Raw genomic sequence first — 19,848 nt, forward strand, 5'->3', positions numbered from 1 at the left:
GCCGGGAGGGGCCGAACGGTCCTGGACGGGTACTCATCGGCTCATGCGCGGCGGCCGTACGCCCGGAATCGTGAGTACCCGGGGCATCCGGCCGTACGAGCGTTGACGGAGGTACGTCGTGACACGACCAGTGACCGTCGGACTGAACGGAAGCCGGGCGAGCGACGCGGCTGCCGACTGGGGTGCCCACGAGGCGGTCCTGCGGGGGTGCCCGCTGCGCCTGGTGAGTGCGTGGGAGTGGCAGCCCTACTCGCACGCTCCTCTCGCGGGGACGGAGACACCCGAACAATGGTCGCGGCGTCTGCCCGGGGAAGCGGCGGCGCGGCTGGCGGAGCGGTATCCGCACCTGGTGATCGAGGCCGACCAACTCACGGGGCCGCCGCCCGAGATGCTCTGCCGGGCAGCCTCGGGTGCCGAACTCCTCGCGCTCGGCACCGCCGGGCTCGGGGCGCTCAAGGGTTTCTTCCTGGGCTCGGTCGCCATGGCCACGGTCGCCCACGCCCACCGGCCGGTCGTCCTGGTCCGGCCGGACCGGGCCGCACCCGGCCCCGTAGCGGACGGTGCGGGGGAAGGGGCTCCCGTCGTCGCCGGCATCGATCTCGGGCCCACCACGGAGGGCGTGCTGGGCTTCGCCTTCGAGGCGGCGGCGGTGCGCTCGGCGGGCGTGGAGATCCAGTACTGCTGGAACCCGCCGGTCGGTTACGTACAAGGCGTCGGCGGAGACCTGCGGTGGCGCGCCGACATCGCCGCGGAGGGGATGAGCATGCTGCGGTCGCTGCTCGCACCCTGGTCGGAGAGGTATCCGCGGGTAGCCGTGGACGTGCGTAGCGAGGTCGGATCACCGGCGCGTCACCTGGTGGATGCCGGAGCCCGTGCCTCCTTGGTCGCCGTCGGCCGCCGAACCAACCGTTACTGGCCGCACGAACCGCGCATCGGCCATGTCACCCACGCGGTACTGCATCACTCTCCCGCTCCGGTTGCCGTGGTCCCGCAGGACTGACGGCGAGCGGGCTGATTGAACCGGCGTCCGCCCCGGTATACGGAACGGCATGACCACCCATGAGATCGGCCCGCGCATGGTGGGCGACCGGCTGATGTACAACCGGGCCGTCCGCGTGGACGCCCCCCGCAGTTGGCTGTTCCTTTCCGGACACGAAGCCCGGGACGACAACGGCGGCATCGCGCACCGGGGAGACATGGCCGGGCAGATGAGACTGACGCTGCGGCGGTTGGGTGAAACCGTGGCGGAGGCGGGGATGACGATGGCCGACGTGGTGCAGATCCGGATCGTCACCACCGACCTCGCTTCGTGCAGGGCGCATTACGACGTGCTCCTGGACGGACTCGCTGCCGCCGACTGCCGGCCGACCAGCCTCCTCGCGGAGGTCAGTGCCCTGTCCGATCCGGACATGCTCATCGAGATCGAAGCGGTGGCATGCGGGCATGCCACATGAAGCGTGTCGCTGCGGCGGTGGGCCCCGAAGAGGCACGAGCGGGGCTTGTCCGGCGCATCAAGTGTTCTCGCCCGCACGGGGATACGGGCATGCGGATGCGATGCGTTGCCTGGCCGTGCGGGCGTCCGGCCGGCCGGGCAGGCGCCCGTACGTGACCGCCTCGACGAGCGGCACACGTCTCGCGGTGTGCCCCGGGGCAGCCGGCCCGCACGCGAAGGCTGCGGTGGGGCCTACGGTTTGTGGGTCACCCAGAGCGCTTCCGCCGGCCAGTGATGGGCCCAGTCGGGTGGGTCGGTCTTGTTGTAGCCGTTGGCCGCTTCGGGGTCGGGGCGTGGTTCGATGAGGTCGTCGATGACGAGGCCCGCGCCGCGCAGGACCCTGATCCAGTCGCCGTAGGTGAGCTGGTAGCTGACCGCGCCCTGGTCCTCATCGATGGTGTCCAGGCCGAAGTAGTCCCGTCGCAGCGTCGTCGTCGCGCGGCTGGTGGCTTCGTCGTAGCAGGCCTCGAACCAGGGGCTGGCGACGTTGAACACCAGGCGCCCACCGCGCCGCAGTACGCGCGCGGCCTGGGGCACGGCCAGGTGCGGGGGTGCCCAGCTGAGCCCGCCGTAGTCGCAGAACACCAGGTCGAAGCTGTCGGCGGCGAACGGGAGGTGTTCGGCGGCACCTTGCACCAGCGGGTACCGGGCCTCCCCCATCGCGCGCCCCGCCGCGGCAAGCTGCTCTTCCGACAGGTCGAACCCGACCACCGCGGCCCCCTCGGCGGCGAGCGCCCTGGACCACTGACCGGCGCCGCAGCCGAGTTCCAGGACGCGCTTGCCGCTGACGTCGCCCAGCGCCCGCAGGTGCGTGTCGGGGATCGCGTACGTACCCCACAGGCGGGGCGTCGCGCCGATCCGTGCGTCATGCCTGTGCTGGTAGGCGCTGCTGATCTGATTCCAGAACCGCCTGTTGCCCGAGATGCTGTCCACGTATCGACCCAAGCACCACCCGCTGGGGCGGTCAACGTGATTCGGTGGCTAGCTCGTACGGAACAGAGCCGTCCACAGGAATCCGGCGCCGAAGAGCGGCGACTCGGGTGGCTCGTCCCGCATGCGGCGCAGTTCGACCTCTGCGAGGTCGGAGAAGATCCAGCGCAGCGATTCCGGGGTGTAGGCGAGGCCGCCGTGCAGCCGGCGTTCACGGTAGAGGTCCGCGTCGGCGAGCTCGGAGCCCATGCCGTCCTCACCGGCCGCGAAGCAGGTCAGGGCGAGATGGCCGCCGGGGGCGAGCACGCGGTCGAGCAGGTCGAGGTAGCTCACCCGGCGGTGCGGTGGCAGGTGGTGGAAGCACCCGGAGTCGACGACCAGGTCGTACGGTCCGCTCAGCTCCGCGGCCGACAGGGAGAACGCGTCGCCGCACACGAAGCGGGCCTCCGCCCCCGCGTCGGCCGCGCGCTCCCGTGCCCAGGCGATGGCCACCGGGGAGAGATCCACGGCGTCGACCTCGAAACCGCGTGAAGCCAGGTAGAGGGCGTTGCGGCCGGCCCCGCAGCCCAGATCCAGGGCCCGCCCGGGCGCGACCAGGCCCTGATCGAGGTAGCCGGCCAGGCTCTCGTCCGGCTGCGCCGGGAAGAACGGGACGGGCCTCGACCTGTCGGCGTAGAACCGGTCCCAGAATTCCCTGCCGTCCCCGGCCGCCAACGGGCCGTTCCCGGCTTCGGAGACGAACAACCCGTCCAGGAGTGCGAGAACGTCCTCGACGGTACGTACGGTCCGGTCCATCCGGGCCCCCTTTCGATCACCGCCGAGCCTAGGAGCACCGACAAAAAAACACCAGGTCAACCCATGTGCGCCGGCAGTCGGAGCGCCCTGCTCCCGCCCTGCGCGGCCCCCGCCGTCAACCCCACCGCCCGCCCCGGCCGCGCGCCCGGTGAGCCGTGCGCCGAGCCGTGAAGGGGCTGCTCTCAGCCGCGCCGACCCGGCGATTCTCACCGATTACGCGGGCACGTCACCCGGCGGACGATTCGCGCAGAAATCGTACGTGGGCGCGGATGCGTGAGGGGTCTTCGGGGAAGCAACCGGCCCAGTCCTCGCGCAGGAGCGTCCAGGCAGCCGACTGGCCGCTTTCCGGGGTGAGCGGCGTACCCGAGTCCGGCCGGCGCCGCCGAACTCGACCCGGGCCAGCCGGACATCGGCGGTCGCCGCCTCCACCACCCGCTGCTCGGACGCGTCACGAATCATCGGGACACCCTAGGAGGTGGGTCCGACGCCCGGCCGGGACCCGACTGATGAGTTCACCGTCCCCGAGCAGTCCACCCGTTGCCCCGACCGTTCACGACAGGAGCGTCATGTCCACCATCCAGCCCGTGATCCTCACCGCCCGCCAGGACGTCCTGGCCGGCTTCTACACGGAACTGTTCGGCGCCGAGGAGATCTTCCGGGTTCCCGCCGAGGGCCCGGTGTTCTACCTCGGTCTGCGGATCGGCGACACCGACCTCGGGTTGGTGGCCAAGAAGGAGGGAGAGGACGGCGGAGCACCTCGCATGCTGCTCAGCATCGGTGTGGACGATGTCGACGTGGCGCTCGGGCGGGTGGAGACGCTGGGCGGAACGGTGCGCGGCGAGCCGAACGACATGCCGTGGGGGCAGCGCGTCGCCCACATCCTGGACCCCGACGGCAACCCGGTGAACCTCACACAGCCGGTCCCGGCCCGGTGACCGTCCCGGGCGTCGGCCGGTGGACGGCGGGCAACCTTCCGTACAGGCCGGTCGTCCTGTACTGCATGCGAATCTCATTCCTCATCCACAACGCGTACGCGATCGGAGGGACGATCAGCACCACGTTCAACCTGGCGGGCGCACTGGCCGATCGGCACGACGTGGAGATCATCTCCGCGCTGCGGAACAGGGAGCGCCCGAGCATCGCGCTCGATCCGCGGGTGCGGTTACGGCCCTTGGTGGATCTGCGGCACGAGAAGGACGACCCGCGGCACCTCGCACCGGCCAGGCTCTTTCCCGCGTCCGAATACCGCTACGTCGAGTACAGCGCGCTCACCGACGAGCGCATCGGCGAAGCACTGACCTCGCTCGACGCCGATGTCGTCGTGGGGACGCGCCCCGGGCTCAATGTCCACCTGGCCCTCCACGCGCCGGCGCGATCGGTGCGGGTCGGGCAGGAACATCTCGCGCTCGACCACCACCCCCCGCGGTTACGCAGGGCGCTGCGCCGCGCGTATCCGCGGCTGGACGCGATCACCCCTGTCACGGAGGCCGACTCGGCCGTGTACCGGCGCAAGATGCGGCTGCCGGGTGTGCGGGTGGAGGCGCTTCCCAACAGTGTCCCGGCCCCCGCCATCGCTCCGGCCGACAGCCGGGGCCGCGTCGTGGTCGCCGCCGGGCGGCTGGCATCGGTGAAACGGTTCGACCTGCTGATCGACGCCTTCGCCGCGGTCGCGGCGGCGCATCCCGACTGGCAGTTGCGCATATACGGCCGGGGCGAGGAGCGGGAGCGGCTGCGCGCGCTCATCGACCGGCTCGGGCTGTACAACAACGTCTTCCTGATGGGTGCCGCGATCCCGATGGAGGCCGAGTGGGTCAAGGGGTCGATCGCGGCGGTGACCTCCGACTTCGAGTCCTTCGGCATGACCATCGTCGAGGCGATGCGCTGCGGTCTGCCGGTCGTGAGCACGGACTGCCCGTACGGCCCGGGCGAGATCATCACGGACGGGAGGGACGGCCGGCTGGTGCCCGTCGGCGACCGGGACGCTCTGGCGGGCGCCCTGCTGGACCTCGTCGGTGATGACGAGCTGCGCCGCCGCATGGGGCGCAACGCGCTGGAGAGCTCCCGGCGTTACGGCCCCGAACCCGTCGTCGCCCGGGCGGAGCGGCTGTTCGAGGAGCTGCTGGCCGCCCGGCGTGAGGGCCGGACGGTGACCGGGGCGGGCCGCGCCCTGGCGAGCAGCGGTTTCGCGGCCAGGGACACCGTGCTCGTCGCGGCCGGCAGTGTCGTGAGGGCCGCGCGGAAGGGCCGGCGATGAGTGGCGAAGGTGTGGGCGGGCCGGTGGAGAAGCCCCGTGGCGCGGTGACCGCGCAGGACGGAGGGCGGCTGCTCGTACGCGTCCAACTGCCGCTGCCCGCCTCCGCGCAGCCGCGGCTGATGCTTCAGCGGCGCCCGAAGAAGGGGCAGGCGGAGGAGGCCGGGCGCTCTCTCGTACTGGAGTCCGTGGGAGCGGACGCGTGGCAGGCCGTCCTGGAGACGGACCCCGCCCTCGACGAAGGGCGCTGGGACGCCTACGTCGTGACCGGGCCGGACGAGGAGCGTGTGCCGTTGCTGCCCGGCGTGCGCGATCTGCGCGGGCTGGTGTCCGGCGGGGATGCCGGACGAGGCGCGCCGCTGGCGGTCCGGATCCCGTACGCCACCAAGGACGGCAGGCTCGCCGTGCGGGCCTGGCGGCGCGCCACCCACGCGGAGGCGGGCCGGATCACCGTCGTATCCGGGGCTATGACGGTGGAGGCGCGGCTGTACGGTGCCGGGCTCGGCGAGGGCGCCGAGGTGAAGCTGATCCGGCGCGGGCAGGGGGCCTCGGTGGCGCGGATCGCGCTGAGCGCCGAGGGGGACCGGGACTTCTCGTTCACGGTCGATTACGCGGACCTCCTGGCGGACGTGGTGGGAGGTGCACCAGTGGTGTGGGACGTGTTCGTACACCCCTGTGCCGGCGCTCCCCGGGTGCGGGTCGGCCGGCTGCTGGACGACGTCGCGGACCGGAAGACGGTGTTCGTCTACCCGGCCACCCCGCTGGGAGGGGTGTCCGTGCGCCCGTACTACACCCTCGACAACGACCTCTCCGTGGAGATCACGCCCCAGCGTTCACGGTGAGGATGCCCGCACTCCGGGAGTTCACCCGGCCTCCGCGTGGGCGGCGGCCCGGTGAGCCCGGCGTGTCATCACTCGTCGCGCAGGCGGGCCGCCAGCGCGGTCAGGGACTCCGTCTCCTCGGTGCGGTCCAGGGCGGTCAGGCGCGGGATCGCCGTGTCGAGGCGGGTGAGGGCGGGGGTGGTCCGTTCCAGGTAGATGCCCTCGACGACGCCCGCGAGCCGGACGCACTCGGCCCACTCGCCCGCGTTCTCCTCCCCCGGCTCCCCGAGCCCGTCGAGGGCCCTCTCCAGGGCGGTCAGGGCGTCCTCGTACTCCCCGGCGTAGGCGTTGACCCGGCCGTGCTCGTAGGCGAGGGCGGTCTCCAGGGAGCGGCCGCGGGGCTCGTACCCGGCGGCGCGGGCCTCCTCGGCCACGCGCTCGGCGTCCGCGAGGCGGGCGAGAGCTCCGGGAAGGCCGTCGGCTCCCTGCTGTTCGGCCTGGAGGCGGGCGATCTCGCGCAGCGCGTTGCTCAGCTGCTCGTAGCGCGGGGCGCGGGAATGGGCGGCAAGCGCCCGGCCGATGGCGTCGTCGGCCCGGTCGAAGTCGCCGGCCTCGGCGAGGAGCACGGCCGTCTCCGCGGCGATCATGGCGTGGCTCCCGGGGTCGTCGTCCCAGTCCGCCGACTCGGCGGCGAGGGCGACGAACTCAGCCGTGGCGGCCTTGAGGTCCTCCCCCGCGTGCAGGGCGCGAGCGCGGGTCAGGCGCAGTTGGGCCGCGAGCCGGTCGTCCAGCTCTCCGGCGGCGACGTCCGGCTCGGCCAGGACGGAGTCGAGGAGGGCGATGGAGTCCTCGACGCGTCCGAGGTCCAGGCTGAGCTGGGCGGCGTTGCTGTAGGTGCAGAAGGCGTCCGTCCGCTTGCCCTGGCGGAGGTTCAGTTCGGCGGAGCGCGTCAGGTGGCGCAGTGCCTCCTCGGGGCGGCCCAGGTGCATGCACACCTCGGCCAGGTCGCCGTGGAGACTGGCGGTGTCGGAGACCCAGGCCGGCCACTCGGCTGCCACGCGTACCGCCTCGGACAGCTCCGCGTACGCGGCCTGCGCGTCCCGCACACCCATCAGGAAGCGGCCGCGCAGTCCGAGTGTGCGCGGCAGATGCCAGGCGGGGCCCTGCTGCCGCACCCGGTCGACGTGTGCGTCGAGCTCGGTGAGCGCGGTGGGCAGGTCGCCGGCGAGGGCGTGGGTACCGGCCCGCAACAGGACGGCGCCGGATATCTGGCCCGCCAGCTCGTGCCGGGTGGCGAACGTGTGCAGCCGCTCCACTTCGGCGGCCGCCGCCGCGAGGTGTTCCTCGGTCCTGGTGAGCTGGGCGCGCAGGCAGAGGGCGCTGGCACGCAGGCGCAGCAGACGGCCCTCCTGACACGGCGTGAGCCCCGGTGATTCCTCGTGCAGCCGGACCACGCTCGCGTGGCCGGCGGCCAGCCCCCCGGCCTTCTCCTCGGCGTCGGCGGCCTCGCCGTCGGCCTCGGTCCGGGCGAGCGCGGCGGCGGCGTGGGCGACCGCCGCGTCACCCGGCAGCCCGGCCGTTTCGTACAGGGCGGCGGCTTCCGCGTAGAGGGCGGCGGCATCGGCGTCGTCGTCCCTGTGGGCGGCGGCGACGGCCTCGTCGGACAGCAGGTCCGCGCGGAGCCTGTCGATCGGGCCCACGGCGGGGTCCTCGGGGTGGGTGTAGTCGGGGGCGGCGACGAGAGCGCGTAGCCGGTCCCAGCAGTGCTGCGCGTCGGGGTGCCCCTGTTCGTCCAGTTCGCGGGCCCGGACGATGAGCTCGGGGACGGTCTCCGGGACGGAGGGCGCCTTCCGGGCGGGGGGTGCGGCGGCCGGGGCGGCCGGGGACAGGTCGTCGAGGGCGCGGGTGCGCAGGGTCAGTTCCAGCGCGTCGAGGAGCGGTGCGCGGTCGAGGCGGGCCGTGCGCCGGTCGGCGTGTGCGGTGGTGCCGTTGCGGGCGTCGAAGCGGGCGGCGAGGTCGTCGGCGCGCTCCCGGACCTCGGCGCACAGTCCGGCCACGGTCCACGTGCGGCCCGGGTATCCGGCGGCCGGCAGCTCGCCGTGGCCGAGGGACTCGACGCGCCGGAGGAGGACCTCCACTCCGGTGAGGAAGTCGAACTGGTCCAGCGGGGAGTCCACCTCGGCGAACAGGACCCGGTTCTCGGCGAGCAGTTCGAGACCGCGGGCCTCGTTGCCGGTCAGGGCGCAGAATTCCAGGTGGCGGCCGACCTCCCCGGCCATCGAGGGGTTGCGGCGGCAGCCCCGGTAGCCGGCGAGGTGCAGTGCGCGGGCGCGGTCGGTGTCGCCGGTGCGCAGCAGGGGCAGCAGCGCGTAAGAGAGGGAGCGGGCGGGCTCCTCCTGGCAGCTCTCCTTGCCGTCGAGGACGGGTTCCCAGGTGCGCAGGGCGCGGGCGTCGTCTCCGGCCGCGAGGTGGTACAGAGCCCGTTCGCAGATCTCGCAGGCCTCGCAGTCGCTGAACGGGGTGCGGGTGCGGGCCGCCCACAGCTCGTAGGCGGGGGCGGTGTCCTCACCGGTGTGAGCGGCGAGCTGGTAGGTCTGTGCGTAGTACGGCTGGAGGCCGAGGCCGGCCTTCTCGTATCGGCCGCGCATCTCGGTGAGCCACTGGCGCAGGCTGGTCAGCGGCATCTCGGGCAGGGCGCGCAGGGAGTTCGCCACCCACTTGAACCGCCAGAACAGCAGATGGCGCAGCCGGTCGGTGAAGACGTCGGGCTGCTCGTCGAAGAGGGTGAGCAGACGGGCGAAGACGACGGGCGACTTGCGGGGCTCGGAGCCGTAGGTGTACGCCTCCTGGAGCTCGAAGAGCGTACGGACGAGGGCGAGGGTGTCCTCGAACCGCTCGGCGGCTTCCGCGAGTTCCTCGGCGGCGACGGTGCGGGCGCGGCCGTAGGGGCGCCGCTGGTTCTCCTGGAGCGCGTCGTACAGCTCGTCGGTGTTCTGGGGTGCGGTCGGCATCGTCAGCTGTCCTTGCGGAGGGCGTGGGCGAGGAGATCGAGGAACGAGCGGTTGATCAGGCTCGTCTCGGCGGGCCTGAGCGGGCGCCGGGACAGCATGGCGGCCTGCCCGTACAGGGCTTCGGCACTGGTGCGGGCCAGCTCCGGCTCGTCGATGGCGGCGGCGGTGCGCACCAGCGGGTTGAGCTGGTTGAGGATGAGCTGGGCGCGCGGGACCTCCTGGCGCAGGGCGCCGAGGATGTCGCCCCACAGCCCGCCCTGCTGTTCGCGGGCGAGCTGGGAGCGGGTGCGCTCGTGCCGGGCGTCGCGGCTGTCGATGAGGAGCGCCGGGGCGGAGGCGGGCTGGAAGGTGCGCAGGGCGACGTCGCAGTCGAAGACCGCGAGGGCGTCGCGGGCCAGGGCCAGGTAGGGCGCCGCCGCGAGCTCCGTCTCACGGTCGACGGGGTCCAGGTGGGCGGTGAGCGTCGCCGGGTCGAGGTCGGCGACGCTGACCTCGGGCCGGAGCTCGGGAAGCCGGTGGACCAGTTCCCTGTCGTAGGTGTAGCCGCCGTTGACGACGCCGAGCCCGGCGGCCGAGGCGATGGCCGCGACCTGACGGAACTCCTCCACGCTGGAGGTCACGAGCACGGTGCGGTGGGTACGGGCGAACTCGTCGAGGGTGGCGGAGCCGTCGGTGGTCTCGAACGGGATCCAGGGCAGCAGCATCCGCAGGATCTCGTCGTCGTGCACCGCGAGCGATTTCACCGCCAGGTGGTGGGCGCCGAGGAAGCGGGCGAGGAGTTCCGGGTCGCTGGCGGCGATGCGGGAGATCCAGGCGCGCAGCTTCTCGGCGAGGGCGTCGCGGACGGCGGCGAGGGTGTCGTCCTCGTACAGGGACTCCCGGGAGGCCGTGGGGCGCAGGCTTTCGGCGTCGACCACGCAGCGGACGAAGAACGCCCAGTCCGGCAGGATCTCTTCGGCCTGCTCCGAGAGCAGCATGCCCTTGACGTGGACGCGGTGGCCGTGGCGGCGGCCGGTCGGCACCGCTTCGGGCAGCACGCAGGCGATGCCCTTGAGCCCGACGGCGGGCAGGTCGAGGTCGAGGGTGTCCAGCGGCTCGAACCCGAAGGCCTCCGTGCCGTAGGCGGCCAGGGCGCGGGAGCGGGCTCCCGGGGTCGGGTAGGTACGGGCCCAGGGTGCGGGCTCCGGGTTGATGCGCGCGGCCGGGCCGCCCTTGCCGTCGTCCACCGTGACCGGGTGGCGCAGCAGGGAGCCGAAGTGCCGGGCCAGGGCGGCGACCTGTGCCGGGCGGGTCCACTCCCCCGCGTCGGCGCGCGGTGTGAGCGTGACGGTGGTGCCGGGCTCCGGGCGGGCGGAGGCGGGCAGGGTGCGGACGGTGTAGCTGCCGTCGCCGCGGCCACGCCACTCCACGGCGGGTGCGCCGGGGGTGCGGGCGGAGCGGCTGAGGACGTGGATCTCGTCGGCGACGAGGAAGCAGGAGAGGAGTCCGATGCCGAACTGGCCGATGAAGTCGCCGCGCTGCTCGGCGATCCGTTCGGCGCGCTTGCTGCTGCGGCCGATCGTGGCGAGGAAGGCGTGGACGTCGGTCTCGGTGAGCCCGACTCCGTCGTCCTCGACGCGTACGACGGCCCCGTCGGCGTACAGGCGGATGCCGAACGCGTCGGCGGGGGCGCCGGGTTCGAGGCTGTGCCGGGCGGTCAGCGCGTCCACGGCGTTCTGCAGGAGTTCGCGCAGGTAGACGCGGGGGCTGGAGTAGAGGTGGTGGGAGAGGAGGTCGACGAGACCGCGCAGATCCACCTGGAAGGTGCGGTCGTCGCCGGTCGGTCGCGCGGTGGTGTCGGGTGCTGTCATCAGGCAGTCCGGGGAGGGAGGAGCGGGCGGGTGGGAGGGAGGGCCGGTGGGCGGTCAGGCGCGGCGCTGGTGGCGGGCGAACTGCTTCTCGGGTTCGCCGAAGTAGGCCCACGGCCAGCTGGTGAAGGCACCGTCGAGGGCGCGGAAGACCCGCTTGGCCGTCGGTCGCTCGCCGGCCAGCGAGAGGGCCATCGCGAAGATGTTGAAGTCGTGCTGCCAGCCCGGGCGCCGTTCGCAGGCGGGGTGGAGGATGCTGTGCTCGGCGGCGCGGCGCAGCTCTTCCCGGATCTCGTCGGTCTTCAGGCAGTTCGTCTCGTCCGACTCGACCCAGTCCTCGATGTGCGCCATGGGGATCACGCAGCCGATCCGGTCGCCCTCCGGAGCGTGGGCGTACGCGTCGCGGGCGAACCGCAGTGCCTCGCCCGGTTCGCCGCCCCAGCGGGGCTGCAACTGGGAGATCCATTCGATGTGGGTCTCCAGGTCCAGCGGGGCGCGGCGCAGGGCCGCGTCACGCCGGGCCTCGGTGATGTCGGCGCCGAGGGACATGCCGCGGCCCGAGGTGAGGAGCCGGCGCCACGGTGTGACCCACTCGGGCCGCAGCTCGGCCGCTTCGAGCAGCTGCTCCTCACCGATGCGGAGCCGCTTGTGGAAGACCCGCCACTGCTGCTCCGTCACCTGGGACGCGCGGGCGGCGGTGCGCGCCTCCCAGCCCCACTTGATGTGGCGGGCTCCCGCGATGAGCAGGGCGGTCGCCCGGTGCTCCTTGTCCTCCTCGACCGCTCGGCCGATCCAGGTCTGCACGCGGCCGAGTTCTTCGAGTTCGTTCAGGATCTGGTGGTCGCGGCCGAGGTCGAAGGGTGTCAGTGCCGCCTTGACCGCCTCCCAGTCCCCCAGTCGGGCCGCCCCCACGAGGGCGAGGACCCGGGTGTCCCCCAGGGCCCGCAGGGTGTACATCCCGTTCTGCTTGTGGGGAGCGGGAAGGGCGTGCGGGCCGGCCGCCGTTCTCTCCTCAGCCCTGCCGAACAGCTTGCCGAACATGCCGCGCCCTCCCCTGGTCCCGCTTGATCGTTCGGTGCAGCATAAGGGGCCCCACCGACAACGGTTCCACAGGGCCTTCACAACTGCTTCATACATCCGGCACGGCGCGAATCCGGTCCTTCCTCAGGGCCGTGCCGCCGCCAGGGCCTCCTGGAACTCCCCGTACGCGTCCGCGTCGAAGAGCACGAACCGCACCTCCTCGACGGGCGGCGCGGCCTCTGCCAGCACGGTGCGGACGGCGATGCGGGCCCCGTCGTCCATGGGCCAGCCGTAGATGCCGGTGGAGATGGCGGGGAAGGCGACGGTACGGGCCCCGACTTCCGCCGCGACGCGGAGGGATTCCCGGTAGCACGACTCCAGCAGGGCCGAACGGTCCTCGGTCCCGCTCCACACCGGGCCGACCGTGTGCACGACCCAGCGGGCGTCGAGCCTTCCGGCAGTGGTGGCGACGGCCTGGCCGGTGCGCAGCCCCTTTCCGTACCGCGAGGCGCGCAGCTCACGGCAGGCGGCGAGGATCGCGGGGCCGCCCCGGCGGTGGATCGCTCCGTCCACGCCTCCGCCGCCGAGCAGTGAGGAGTTGGCGGCGTTGACGACGGCGTCGACGGACTGGCGGGTGATGTCTCCCCGTACGAGGGTGACGGTGACGTCGGCATGCGTGCTCATGCGGTCATCATGCCGTGGCCCTCCCGGCTGTGAGGGATGTGTCCGGCGGCATTGTCAGTGCCCGGTGCTAGCTTCGCCGGCATGGCGAATCGTTCGTATCTCTACTCCGCCGACTCGGTTCCGAGCGACGCGGACATCCCGCAGCGGATCCGCTGCATATCCGAGCACAACCGGGACATCCCGCTCGCTCACAAGCTCCTGGTGGGGCACGGGACGACGGTCGTCCCGTCGATGATCTGGAACCATCCGATCTGTATCGCGGCGGATTACGCCGCAGGGGCGGCGCTGCTCCGTGACGTCCTGCGCGCGGTCGGCGACGGCCTCGCGGACGATGCCGAGTTCGCCGAGTGCGTGGCCAGGACCACGGCCCACCTGGAGAAGCAGGAGGCGAAGTACTTCCTGCTCGAAACGGGCGAGATCGTCTCGATGACGGACGACGACCCGGCGGAGAGCGTACGGCGCCTGGCGTCCGAGGACGTGCCCGAGGCCGTTGCCCTCGCCGAGGCGGCGGTAGCCGGCCGTGACGACAGCTGGCTCGCTTCCGTACGGGCCGACTGGCAGCGGCACTTCGCGTCGTTCTACGCCGACGCGCTCTATTTCTCCTTTCCGGAATCCACGGACGACTGACAACGGGAGTACGCAATGACGAAGTTCATTCTGCTGGTCACCCACGACGGCGGGGTCTTCGAGGAGCCGATGGACACCTGGCAGCCGGGTGACGTCGCGGCCCACTTCGACTATTACGCCCTGCTGACGAAGGAGTTGACCGAGAGCGGCGAGCTGGTCCAGTTCATGGCGCTGGCCGATCCTCGGCAGGCCCGCACGGTCCGCGCGGACGGCATCGCGCCTCCGGTGGTGACCGACGGACCGTTCGCCGGGTCCAAGGAGGTCCTGGCCGGCTTCAACGTCTTCGAGGTCGAGTCGCAGGAGCGTGCGCTGGAGATCGCCGCCCGCATTTCCGCCGTCCCCGGCCCGGGCGGTGTGCCCACGCAGCAGCCGGTCGAGGTGCGACAGGTCATGGCCGACGAGAACGGCGAGCTGTGAGCCGGGGGACGTGGGCGGACTGACCCGTACGGGCAGCCGAAGGCGGGGCGAAACGATCTTGCATGGGGCCGATCGGATGTAAACGCGGCGCGGGCCTTCATCATGCGCCGCCCCGCTGCCGACGTCTCGGGCATGACTTCCTTCTCCTCACGACGCTCCAGGGCGCTGGCGCTCGCCGCCGCTTCGGCCTGTGTCCTCGCGGCCGCCGGCACGGTGTCCGCGTCCCCCTCCGGGAGCGCCCGCGCGGCCGCCACGTCCTGGGTGGTGTCGCTGGGCGACAGCTTCATCTCCGGCGAGGCCGGCCGCTGGGCAGGCAACAGCAACGAGTCCGCGAGCGGCTACGCGCGAACCGACCGCGCCTGGGACCCGGATGCCGGGGCCAGTGACCCGCACCGGGTGTACGGCCCGTCCTACCACAGCGGCTGCAACCGCTCCGACGTGGCGGAGGTCGAATCGCTCACGCTCGACGCGAACCGCCTCAACCTCGCCTGTTCGGGCGCGACTTCCACAGCGGTCCTGCTGCCGGAGCACGGCGGCGAACCGTTCAAGGGCCAGCCGTCGCAGGCCGGACAGCTCCAGAAGGCGGTGACCGGGCAGCCGGTGCGCGCGGTGGTGGTGTCGATCGGCGGCAACGACCTCGGCTTCTCCGACATCATCACGGACTGCGCGTCCGCCTTCGTCAAGCCCTTCGGCGGGTCTCCCTGTACGCCGACGGCGTCCCAGCAGGTCGCCGAGCGGTTGCCGGGTGTCCGGCAGGCGGCGGTCGGCACGCTGGCCGATGTGAAGACCGCCCTCGCCCGCGCGGGGCACCCGGCCGGCTCCTACCGTCTCGTGCTGCAGTCCTACCCGTCCCCGCTGCCCGACGCCGCCCGCCTCCGCTATCCCGGTGAGAAGTACGACCGCCTGACCGCCGGGGGCTGCCCGTTCTTCGACAAGGACCTCACCTGGGCGCACGACGACCTCGTGCCGCGTATCAGCACCGCCCTCGCGCAGGCGGCCCGTGAAGGCGGCGCCGAGTTCCTCGACCTGTCCCGCTCCCTCGAGGGCCGCGAAGTGTGCTCCACGACGACCCGGCAGGCCGACCTGGCCCACCCGCCGAGCGGCGAAACGAGCGAGTGGATCCGCTTCGTGACCAGCGGCGCCGGCCAGGGGCAGCAGCAGGAATCCCTCCACCCCAACCGCTACGGACAGCAGGCGCTCGGCGCCTGTCTGACCCTCCAGCTCCAGCAGCCCGCGGGCGACCACCGCTGCACCAACACCCCGGGCCGCGGGCCCGCCGCGATGCGTCTGGGGCCGGTCACCTGATGCGGCGTCCGGGCGACCGCTGGCCCGCGAGCCCGGCATGATCCAAGGGAAAGGCCCTGGCGGCCTCTACGGCGCGATGCGGGCGAGTGAGCCCGTCTCCAGCGCGGTCCACAGGGCGCCGTCGGGGCCGACCGTGATGCCGTGCGGTTCCGAGTCGGGGGTGGGCAGGTCGTGGGCGGTGACGGAGCCGTCCGGGGTGATCGTGGCGACGCGGTTGGCTCCCCACTCGGTGAACCACACGGCGCCCTGTCCGTCGACGGTGACGGCGTGCGGCCGGGCGGCCCGGTCGGGCAGCGGGAACTCCCTGATCCCCCCGTCGGGGGTGATCCGGCCGATCTGACCGGCGGCGATCTCGGTGAACCACAGCGCTCCGTCCCGGCCGGCCGCGATGCCGACCGGGCCCGCCGCCTCCGTGGGCAGGGGGTGCAGGGCGACGGCGCCGTCCATGCCGATCCGCCCGATGGCGTTGCCCTGGTTGAGGGTGAACCACATCGCGCCGTCGCCCCCGGCGGTGATCGCGGACGGGAACGCCCCGGCGGCGGGGAGCGGGAACGAGGTGACGTCGCCGTCGACGGTGATCCGGCCGATGCGGTCGGCGGCGGTCCCGGTGAACCAGAGCGCGCCGTCCGGACCCGCCGCGATGCCGAACGGCCCGGAGCCGGAGCCGGATACGCCGAACTCGGTGATCGCCCCGCCGGTGGTGATCCGGCCGATCCGGTCGGCGCGGTACTCGGTGAACCACAGGGCGCCGTCGGGGCCGGGGGTGATCACGGTCGGCCCGCTGCCGGGGTCGAGGCGGTGGGTCGTCGGTTCATCCCCGGGGACGAGGCGGCCGATCCGGCCGCTGTGGACGAGGGTGAACCACAGGGCACCGTCCGGTCCGGCGGTCAGGGTGTACGGTCCGGCCTCGGGGCCGGACACCGTGTGCTCTTCGATCGTTACCCGGGTCGCGTCGTGCACGGGGGTTCCTTTGCTCGTACTCGTGGTGGGGGCCGGGTTGTGCGCGCGGCCTCTCAACGGCTGTCCGCCGTGGCGGGCTTCGGCGTCTCCGTAGACCGTACCGGCGCGACAACACCTGTCTTCGTCAGCCACAGACCCGTGAACACGGCGGTGGCCAGGGTGAGGGCACCCGCCGTCAGGAAGGCGCTGTCGAGGCCGGCCTCGAAGGAGGCTCCGCCGGACTGCCGGGCGCGGACCACGGCTCCGAGGACCGCCACACCGAGCACCGCGCCGATCTGCCGGGTGGTGCTGCTGATGCCCGAGGCCAGGCCCCCTTCCTGCGCACGGACGGCCTGGATGGCGGCGCCGGTCAGCGGGGACATCGTCAGGGCGAAGCCGATGCCCACGACCGCCGGCCGCCACCACACGTTCCCGAAACCCGTGTCGGCGTGCACCGTGCCGAGGGCCAGGAGTCCGAGGCCGGCCAGGGCCAGGCCGGCGGTGACCACGACACCGAAGCCGTGCCGGGCGGCGAGCCGTCCCGCGTACGGGCTGACGATCACCATGGCGAGGGTGGTGGGGAGGGTCTGCGGCCCCGCGCGCAGGATCGAGCTGCCCCGGACGTACTTACGCGTCAACGATCCATTGCAGGCCCGTGAGTTGGAGACTCAGGCGGTGCTGCATGTCGGGCAGCGCCGCCCCCACGATCGTGTTGTCGAGCATGACCATGAACGGGCCCGGGCAGGTCACCGTGAGCAGCACGGCGCGGTTCGGCCGGTTGCCCGCGGCCGTATGCGATGCAGTGATGGGAATCCCTCGCTTGCAGTCACCTAACGCAGCTGAAGACTGCGTTGGGCGACTGCAAGCAAGGCTGATTCGTAAAGGCAAGGGCGAACTGCGTTAACGTGGACGCATGGACGAACAGCGAGCCCGGCGGCCCGGCGGGCGCAGCGCCCGGGTCGGCGCGCAGGTGCATCAGGCCGTCACCGAGCTCATCAGCGAGCGCGGCTACGGGAACTTCACCGTCGGCGAGGTGGCGGCCCGCGCGGGCGTGGCCGACAGCAGCATCTACCGCAGGTGGGGCGGCCTGGAGGCGCTGCTCAGCGACGTGGCGCTCACCCGCCTCAACGCGCGCTCGCCGATGCCCGACACGGGAAGCCTGGCCGGCGACCTGCGTACGTACGCGGCCCAGGTCGCCCGCGAGATCACCGGACCCGACGGACCGGCGGTCCTGCATCTGGCCGTCGCCCTGTCGGGCACCGGTCAGCAGGGCGCGCAGGCCCGCGACGCCCTCCGGACCGAGCGCAGTCGGCAGTTGCAGTCCGTGCTCGATCGCGCCCGCGAGCGCGGCGAGCCCGCGCCCGACGCGCTCACCGTGCTGGACCACGTCCTGGCCCCGATGTACATCCGCGTCCTGTTCGGCATGGGCCCGCTCACCGAGGAGTACGTGGAAGGGCTGGTCGACCGGCTGCTGTGAGCGGGGCCCGGTGCCCGAATTGACGGACGGTTCCGCCGAGCCGCCTTCCGGCCCCCGCGACCCGGCTGCGGCCGGCCCAGCACCTGGAGCCGGTCGCCTCGCCGCTCGTGGACGAGGTCATGGACGGGGACCCGGAGGCGTGACAGCGGCTCCGGGCGACGGAACGCGCGCTGCGCGAGCAGCCGGAGGACCGGGCCGGGGCGGACGTCCCGCACGGTGCCATCAGCCGTCCCATCGAGGGTCACGAGGGATGAGACGAGGTGATTGACATGAACACGCCCGTACGTGGATAGGGTCATGGAGTCAGTCCGTCCCGACGCCCCCCACACGGGAAAGGGAAGCCATGAGACTCTCCCGGATGTCCACTGTGGCAGCCTTCGCGCTGTCCATGCTGCTGGCCCTCACGATGTCACTCACCTCCGCCCGGCCGGCCGAGGCGGGGCAGACGGGCATCCGGGGCGCCGATCCCAGCGTGCTGCGCGTGGGCGGAACATATATTTCGGTCCAGTCGACCGGTGCCGCGATCAATGTCCGGCAGGCGTCCTCGACCGGGGGCCTGGCCTCGGCCCCGGCCCGGCAGGTGTGGTCGGACACCGGAAACCTCGGTGAGATCTGGGCTCCGGAGATCGTGCGGGACGGCGGCCGCTACTACGTGTACTTCTCGGCCGGCCGGGGCTCCGCGCACCGCATGTACGTGATCAGTTCCGCCAACCCCGACACCGGCTACACCGCCGCGACGAAACTCGCCCTGCCCGACGACAAGTGGGCGATCGACGGCACCATGTTCACCTTCAACGGCCAGCGCTGGTTCGTCTGGTCGGGCTGGGCCGGCACCACCAACGTCGAGCAGAACCTCTACATCGCGCGGATGAGCAGCCCGACCACCCCCACGGGCGCCCGGTACATCATCTCGCAGCCCAGGGAGAGCTGGGAGCGCGTCGTCGGCAACCCCTTCATCAACGAGGGCCCCGAAGCCATCAAGGACCCGAACGGCCAGTTGCACATCACCTACTCCGCCAACGGCAGCTGGAGCGATCAGTACTGCATCGCGGAACTGCGGCTCCGGGCGGGCGGCGACCCGACGTACGTATGGGACTGGTACAAGTCCAACGGCTGCCTGTTCGGCTCCAACCGCGCGACGATGATGTCCGGCTGGGACCCCACCCTGAACGTGAACGGCCCGGGCCACCACACCTTCGTACTGCTCGACGGTGACATCGCGACCAGCCCGCCGGCCGGGCCCACGTTCCCGCTGATGTTCCACGCGGTGGCCAAGGGCACCCCGTACAGCTGGGAGAACCGCTACTGGTACACCGGCTCCTTCTGCTGGTGGGGCAACACCACGTACAGCCGCGCCAACGTCCCCGGCCCGAACACCGACACCGGGTTCAGCCTCAAGTTCTTCGAGTGACACCGAGCACCTCGTGGATCCGGTCCGCGGTGGCGCGCGGGCGGAACACGTAGCCGTTGTGGCCGCCGGGGAACGTCTCCAGACGTGTCCCCAGCGCGCCGGCGAGGAGTCCGGCGCACGTGTGCGTCCAGAGGTGGCCCGACTTCTCGCCGGCGGCGGCCACGATGCGGGCCGGTGAGGCGGCGAGCGCGGCCGGGTCGAGGACGTGGGCCCTGATCGCCGGCAGGTCGTACGTGAGCAGCACCTCCGCGTTCCGTACGCGGTAGGGCCCGGGCGTGCGGGGCGGGAGGTCGGGTTCGGAGTCGGCCGGGTCGATGTCGAGGTCGGCCGCGAACGCGCGCATGGCCGCGTCCGCGCCGTGCGCACGGAAGGTCTCCTCGACGGCGAGCAGCTGCCCGGTGCCCTGCCGGGGATCCGGAAGCAGGCACGCGGCGGGTGGTTCGTGGGCGACGACCGCCGCGACCTGCTCGGGATGACGCATGGTCAGTACCAGTGCGATGAGAGCTCCGAGGCTGGTTCCGTAGACCAGCGCGGGTCCCGGTGCGAGGCCGCGGAGCAGGCGGGAGGCGTCCTCGGCGTGCGTGGCGAGCGTCTTCGCGCGGGCGTCGGCGGCGCTCCCGGACAGGCCGCGCCGGTCGTAGGTGACGACGGTGTACCGGTCGGCGAGGTGGCGGGCGAGCGGTTCGGTGGCGTCGACGCCGTGGTGGCCGCCGGCGATGAGCAGGAGCACGGGACCGTCGCCTCTGACGGTGTGGCGCAGTCGCGCGCCAGGGACCGACAGTATGGATTCCTTCATCGTGCGACCGCCGATCTGTGTGCCG

At 72.4% G+C, this 19,848-nt stretch carries 18 protein-coding genes and 1 pseudogene; 10 read left to right on the forward strand and 9 right to left on the reverse strand.

Translation table 11 applies throughout. The features are described 5' to 3' along the window. Window positions 1–118 precede the first annotated feature (118 nt). Both ACFZAT_RS21020 and ACFZAT_RS21025 read left to right on the forward strand, forming a co-directional pair. The gene (locus ACFZAT_RS21020) at window positions 119–1,000 is read left to right on the forward strand and encodes a universal stress protein (RefSeq protein WP_391265735.1); all 882 of its coding nucleotides are present in this window, start codon (window positions 119–121) and stop codon (window positions 998–1,000) included. Window positions 1,001–1,049: 49 nt separating this feature from the next. Beyond that, a complete protein-coding gene (locus ACFZAT_RS21025; protein ID WP_391265736.1) occupies window positions 1,050–1,454 on the forward strand; it encodes a Rid family hydrolase in 405 nt (134 codons plus the stop codon). A 230-nt stretch (window positions 1,455–1,684) separates the two neighbouring features. Here the strand turns inward: ACFZAT_RS21025 and ACFZAT_RS21030 are convergent, their stop codons facing one another. After that, window positions 1,685–2,425 (reverse strand): methyltransferase domain-containing protein, encoded by a 741-nt coding sequence (locus tag ACFZAT_RS21030; protein ID WP_391265737.1) that lies wholly within the window; start codon window positions 2,423–2,425, stop codon window positions 1,685–1,687. A gap of 48 nt (window positions 2,426–2,473) precedes the next feature. Then, the gene (locus ACFZAT_RS21035; protein WP_391265738.1) at window positions 2,474–3,217 is read right to left on the reverse strand and encodes a methyltransferase domain-containing protein; all 744 of its coding nucleotides are present in this window, start codon (window positions 3,215–3,217) and stop codon (window positions 2,474–2,476) included. Between the two features lie 566 nt (window positions 3,218–3,783). On the opposite strand from ACFZAT_RS21035, the gene ACFZAT_RS21040 reads away from it, so the two are divergent. The 3 genes from ACFZAT_RS21040 (at window position 3,784) to ACFZAT_RS21050 (ending at window position 6,310) form a co-directional block, all read left to right on the forward strand. After that, window positions 3,784–4,152, forward strand: coding sequence for a VOC family protein (locus ACFZAT_RS21040; protein WP_391265739.1), 369 nt, complete (start codon window positions 3,784–3,786; stop codon window positions 4,150–4,152). Between the two features lie 65 nt (window positions 4,153–4,217). Next, window positions 4,218–5,471, forward strand: a complete 1,254-nt coding sequence (locus ACFZAT_RS21045) for a glycosyltransferase (protein WP_391265740.1) — start codon at window positions 4,218–4,220, stop codon at window positions 5,469–5,471. Continuing rightward, on the forward strand, window positions 5,468–6,310 hold the full coding sequence (locus ACFZAT_RS21050; protein WP_391265741.1) for a hypothetical protein: 843 nt from the start codon (window positions 5,468–5,470) through the stop codon (window positions 6,308–6,310). Before ACFZAT_RS21045 ends, ACFZAT_RS21050 begins: the two co-directional genes overlap by 4 nt. Before the next feature lie 68 nt (window positions 6,311–6,378). Here ACFZAT_RS21050 and ACFZAT_RS21055 read toward each other — a convergent pair whose 3' ends face one another. The 4 genes from ACFZAT_RS21055 to ACFZAT_RS21070 all read right to left on the reverse strand — a co-directional run bounded on the left by ACFZAT_RS21055 (window position 6,379) and on the right by ACFZAT_RS21070 (window position 12,851). Further along, window positions 6,379–9,300: a hypothetical protein gene (locus ACFZAT_RS21055; protein WP_391265742.1), complete on the reverse strand. Its 2,922-nt coding sequence runs from the start codon at window positions 9,298–9,300 to the stop codon at window positions 6,379–6,381. 2 nt (window positions 9,301–9,302) lie between these two features. Then, window positions 9,303–11,150, reverse strand: coding sequence for an HSP90 family protein (locus tag ACFZAT_RS21060; RefSeq protein ID WP_391265743.1), 1,848 nt, complete (start codon window positions 11,148–11,150; stop codon window positions 9,303–9,305). Between the two features lie 54 nt (window positions 11,151–11,204). Further along, on the reverse strand, window positions 11,205–12,188 hold the full coding sequence (locus ACFZAT_RS21065; RefSeq protein WP_391265744.1) for a hypothetical protein: 984 nt from the start codon (window positions 12,186–12,188) through the stop codon (window positions 11,205–11,207). A gap of 123 nt (window positions 12,189–12,311) precedes the next feature. Next, a complete protein-coding gene (locus ACFZAT_RS21070) occupies window positions 12,312–12,851 on the reverse strand; it encodes an O-acetyl-ADP-ribose deacetylase (RefSeq protein WP_391265745.1) in 540 nt (179 codons plus the stop codon). A gap of 81 nt (window positions 12,852–12,932) precedes the next feature. Here ACFZAT_RS21070 and ACFZAT_RS21075 point away from each other — a divergent pair, with 81 nt between their 5' ends. From ACFZAT_RS21075 to ACFZAT_RS21085, 3 genes are all read left to right on the forward strand, one after another. Then, on the forward strand, window positions 12,933–13,478 hold the full coding sequence (locus tag ACFZAT_RS21075; RefSeq protein WP_391265746.1) for a hypothetical protein: 546 nt from the start codon (window positions 12,933–12,935) through the stop codon (window positions 13,476–13,478). A gap of 15 nt (window positions 13,479–13,493) precedes the next feature. Further along, on the forward strand, window positions 13,494–13,895 hold the full coding sequence (locus ACFZAT_RS21080; protein ID WP_391265747.1) for a YciI family protein: 402 nt from the start codon (window positions 13,494–13,496) through the stop codon (window positions 13,893–13,895). Window positions 13,896–14,027: 132 nt separating this feature from the next. Next, window positions 14,028–15,200, forward strand: a complete 1,173-nt coding sequence (locus ACFZAT_RS21085; protein WP_391265748.1) for a GDSL-type esterase/lipase family protein — start codon at window positions 14,028–14,030, stop codon at window positions 15,198–15,200. A 66-nt stretch (window positions 15,201–15,266) separates the two neighbouring features. On the opposite strand, the gene ACFZAT_RS21090 is transcribed toward ACFZAT_RS21085, so the two are convergent. Together ACFZAT_RS21090 and ACFZAT_RS21095 are read right to left on the reverse strand one after the other, a co-directional pair. Further along, window positions 15,267–16,160: a virginiamycin B lyase gene (locus ACFZAT_RS21090; RefSeq protein WP_391265749.1), complete on the reverse strand. Its 894-nt coding sequence runs from the start codon at window positions 16,158–16,160 to the stop codon at window positions 15,267–15,269. A gap of 53 nt (window positions 16,161–16,213) precedes the next feature. Then, window positions 16,214–16,765 (reverse strand): annotated as a pseudogene (locus ACFZAT_RS21095) (MFS transporter); the annotation flags it as partial. Window positions 16,766–17,052: 287 nt separating this feature from the next. Between ACFZAT_RS21095 and ACFZAT_RS21100 the strand changes: the two are divergent. Together ACFZAT_RS21100 and ACFZAT_RS21105 are read left to right on the forward strand one after the other, a co-directional pair. Continuing rightward, entirely contained in the window at window positions 17,053–17,616 is a 564-nt protein-coding gene (locus ACFZAT_RS21100; protein WP_391265750.1) for a TetR/AcrR family transcriptional regulator C-terminal ligand-binding domain-containing protein, read from the forward strand. Between the two features lie 343 nt (window positions 17,617–17,959). Beyond that, window positions 17,960–19,027: a family 43 glycosylhydrolase gene (locus tag ACFZAT_RS21105; protein WP_391265751.1), complete on the forward strand. Its 1,068-nt coding sequence runs from the start codon at window positions 17,960–17,962 to the stop codon at window positions 19,025–19,027. Here ACFZAT_RS21105 and ACFZAT_RS21110 read toward each other — a convergent pair. After that, window positions 19,011–19,757 carry an alpha/beta fold hydrolase gene (locus ACFZAT_RS21110; protein WP_391265752.1) on the reverse strand — a complete coding sequence of 249 codons (747 nt, stop codon included), beginning with the start codon at window positions 19,755–19,757 and terminating at the stop codon, window positions 19,011–19,013. The two genes, ACFZAT_RS21105 and ACFZAT_RS21110, sit on opposite strands and share 17 nt — an antisense overlap. Window positions 19,758–19,848: the final 91 nt, after the last annotated feature.

Origin of the sequence: Streptomyces sp. NPDC008163 (assembly GCF_042956885.1) — a bacterium.
Classification (GTDB): domain Bacteria; phylum Actinomycetota; class Actinomycetes; order Streptomycetales; family Streptomycetaceae; genus Streptomyces; species Streptomyces drozdowiczii_A.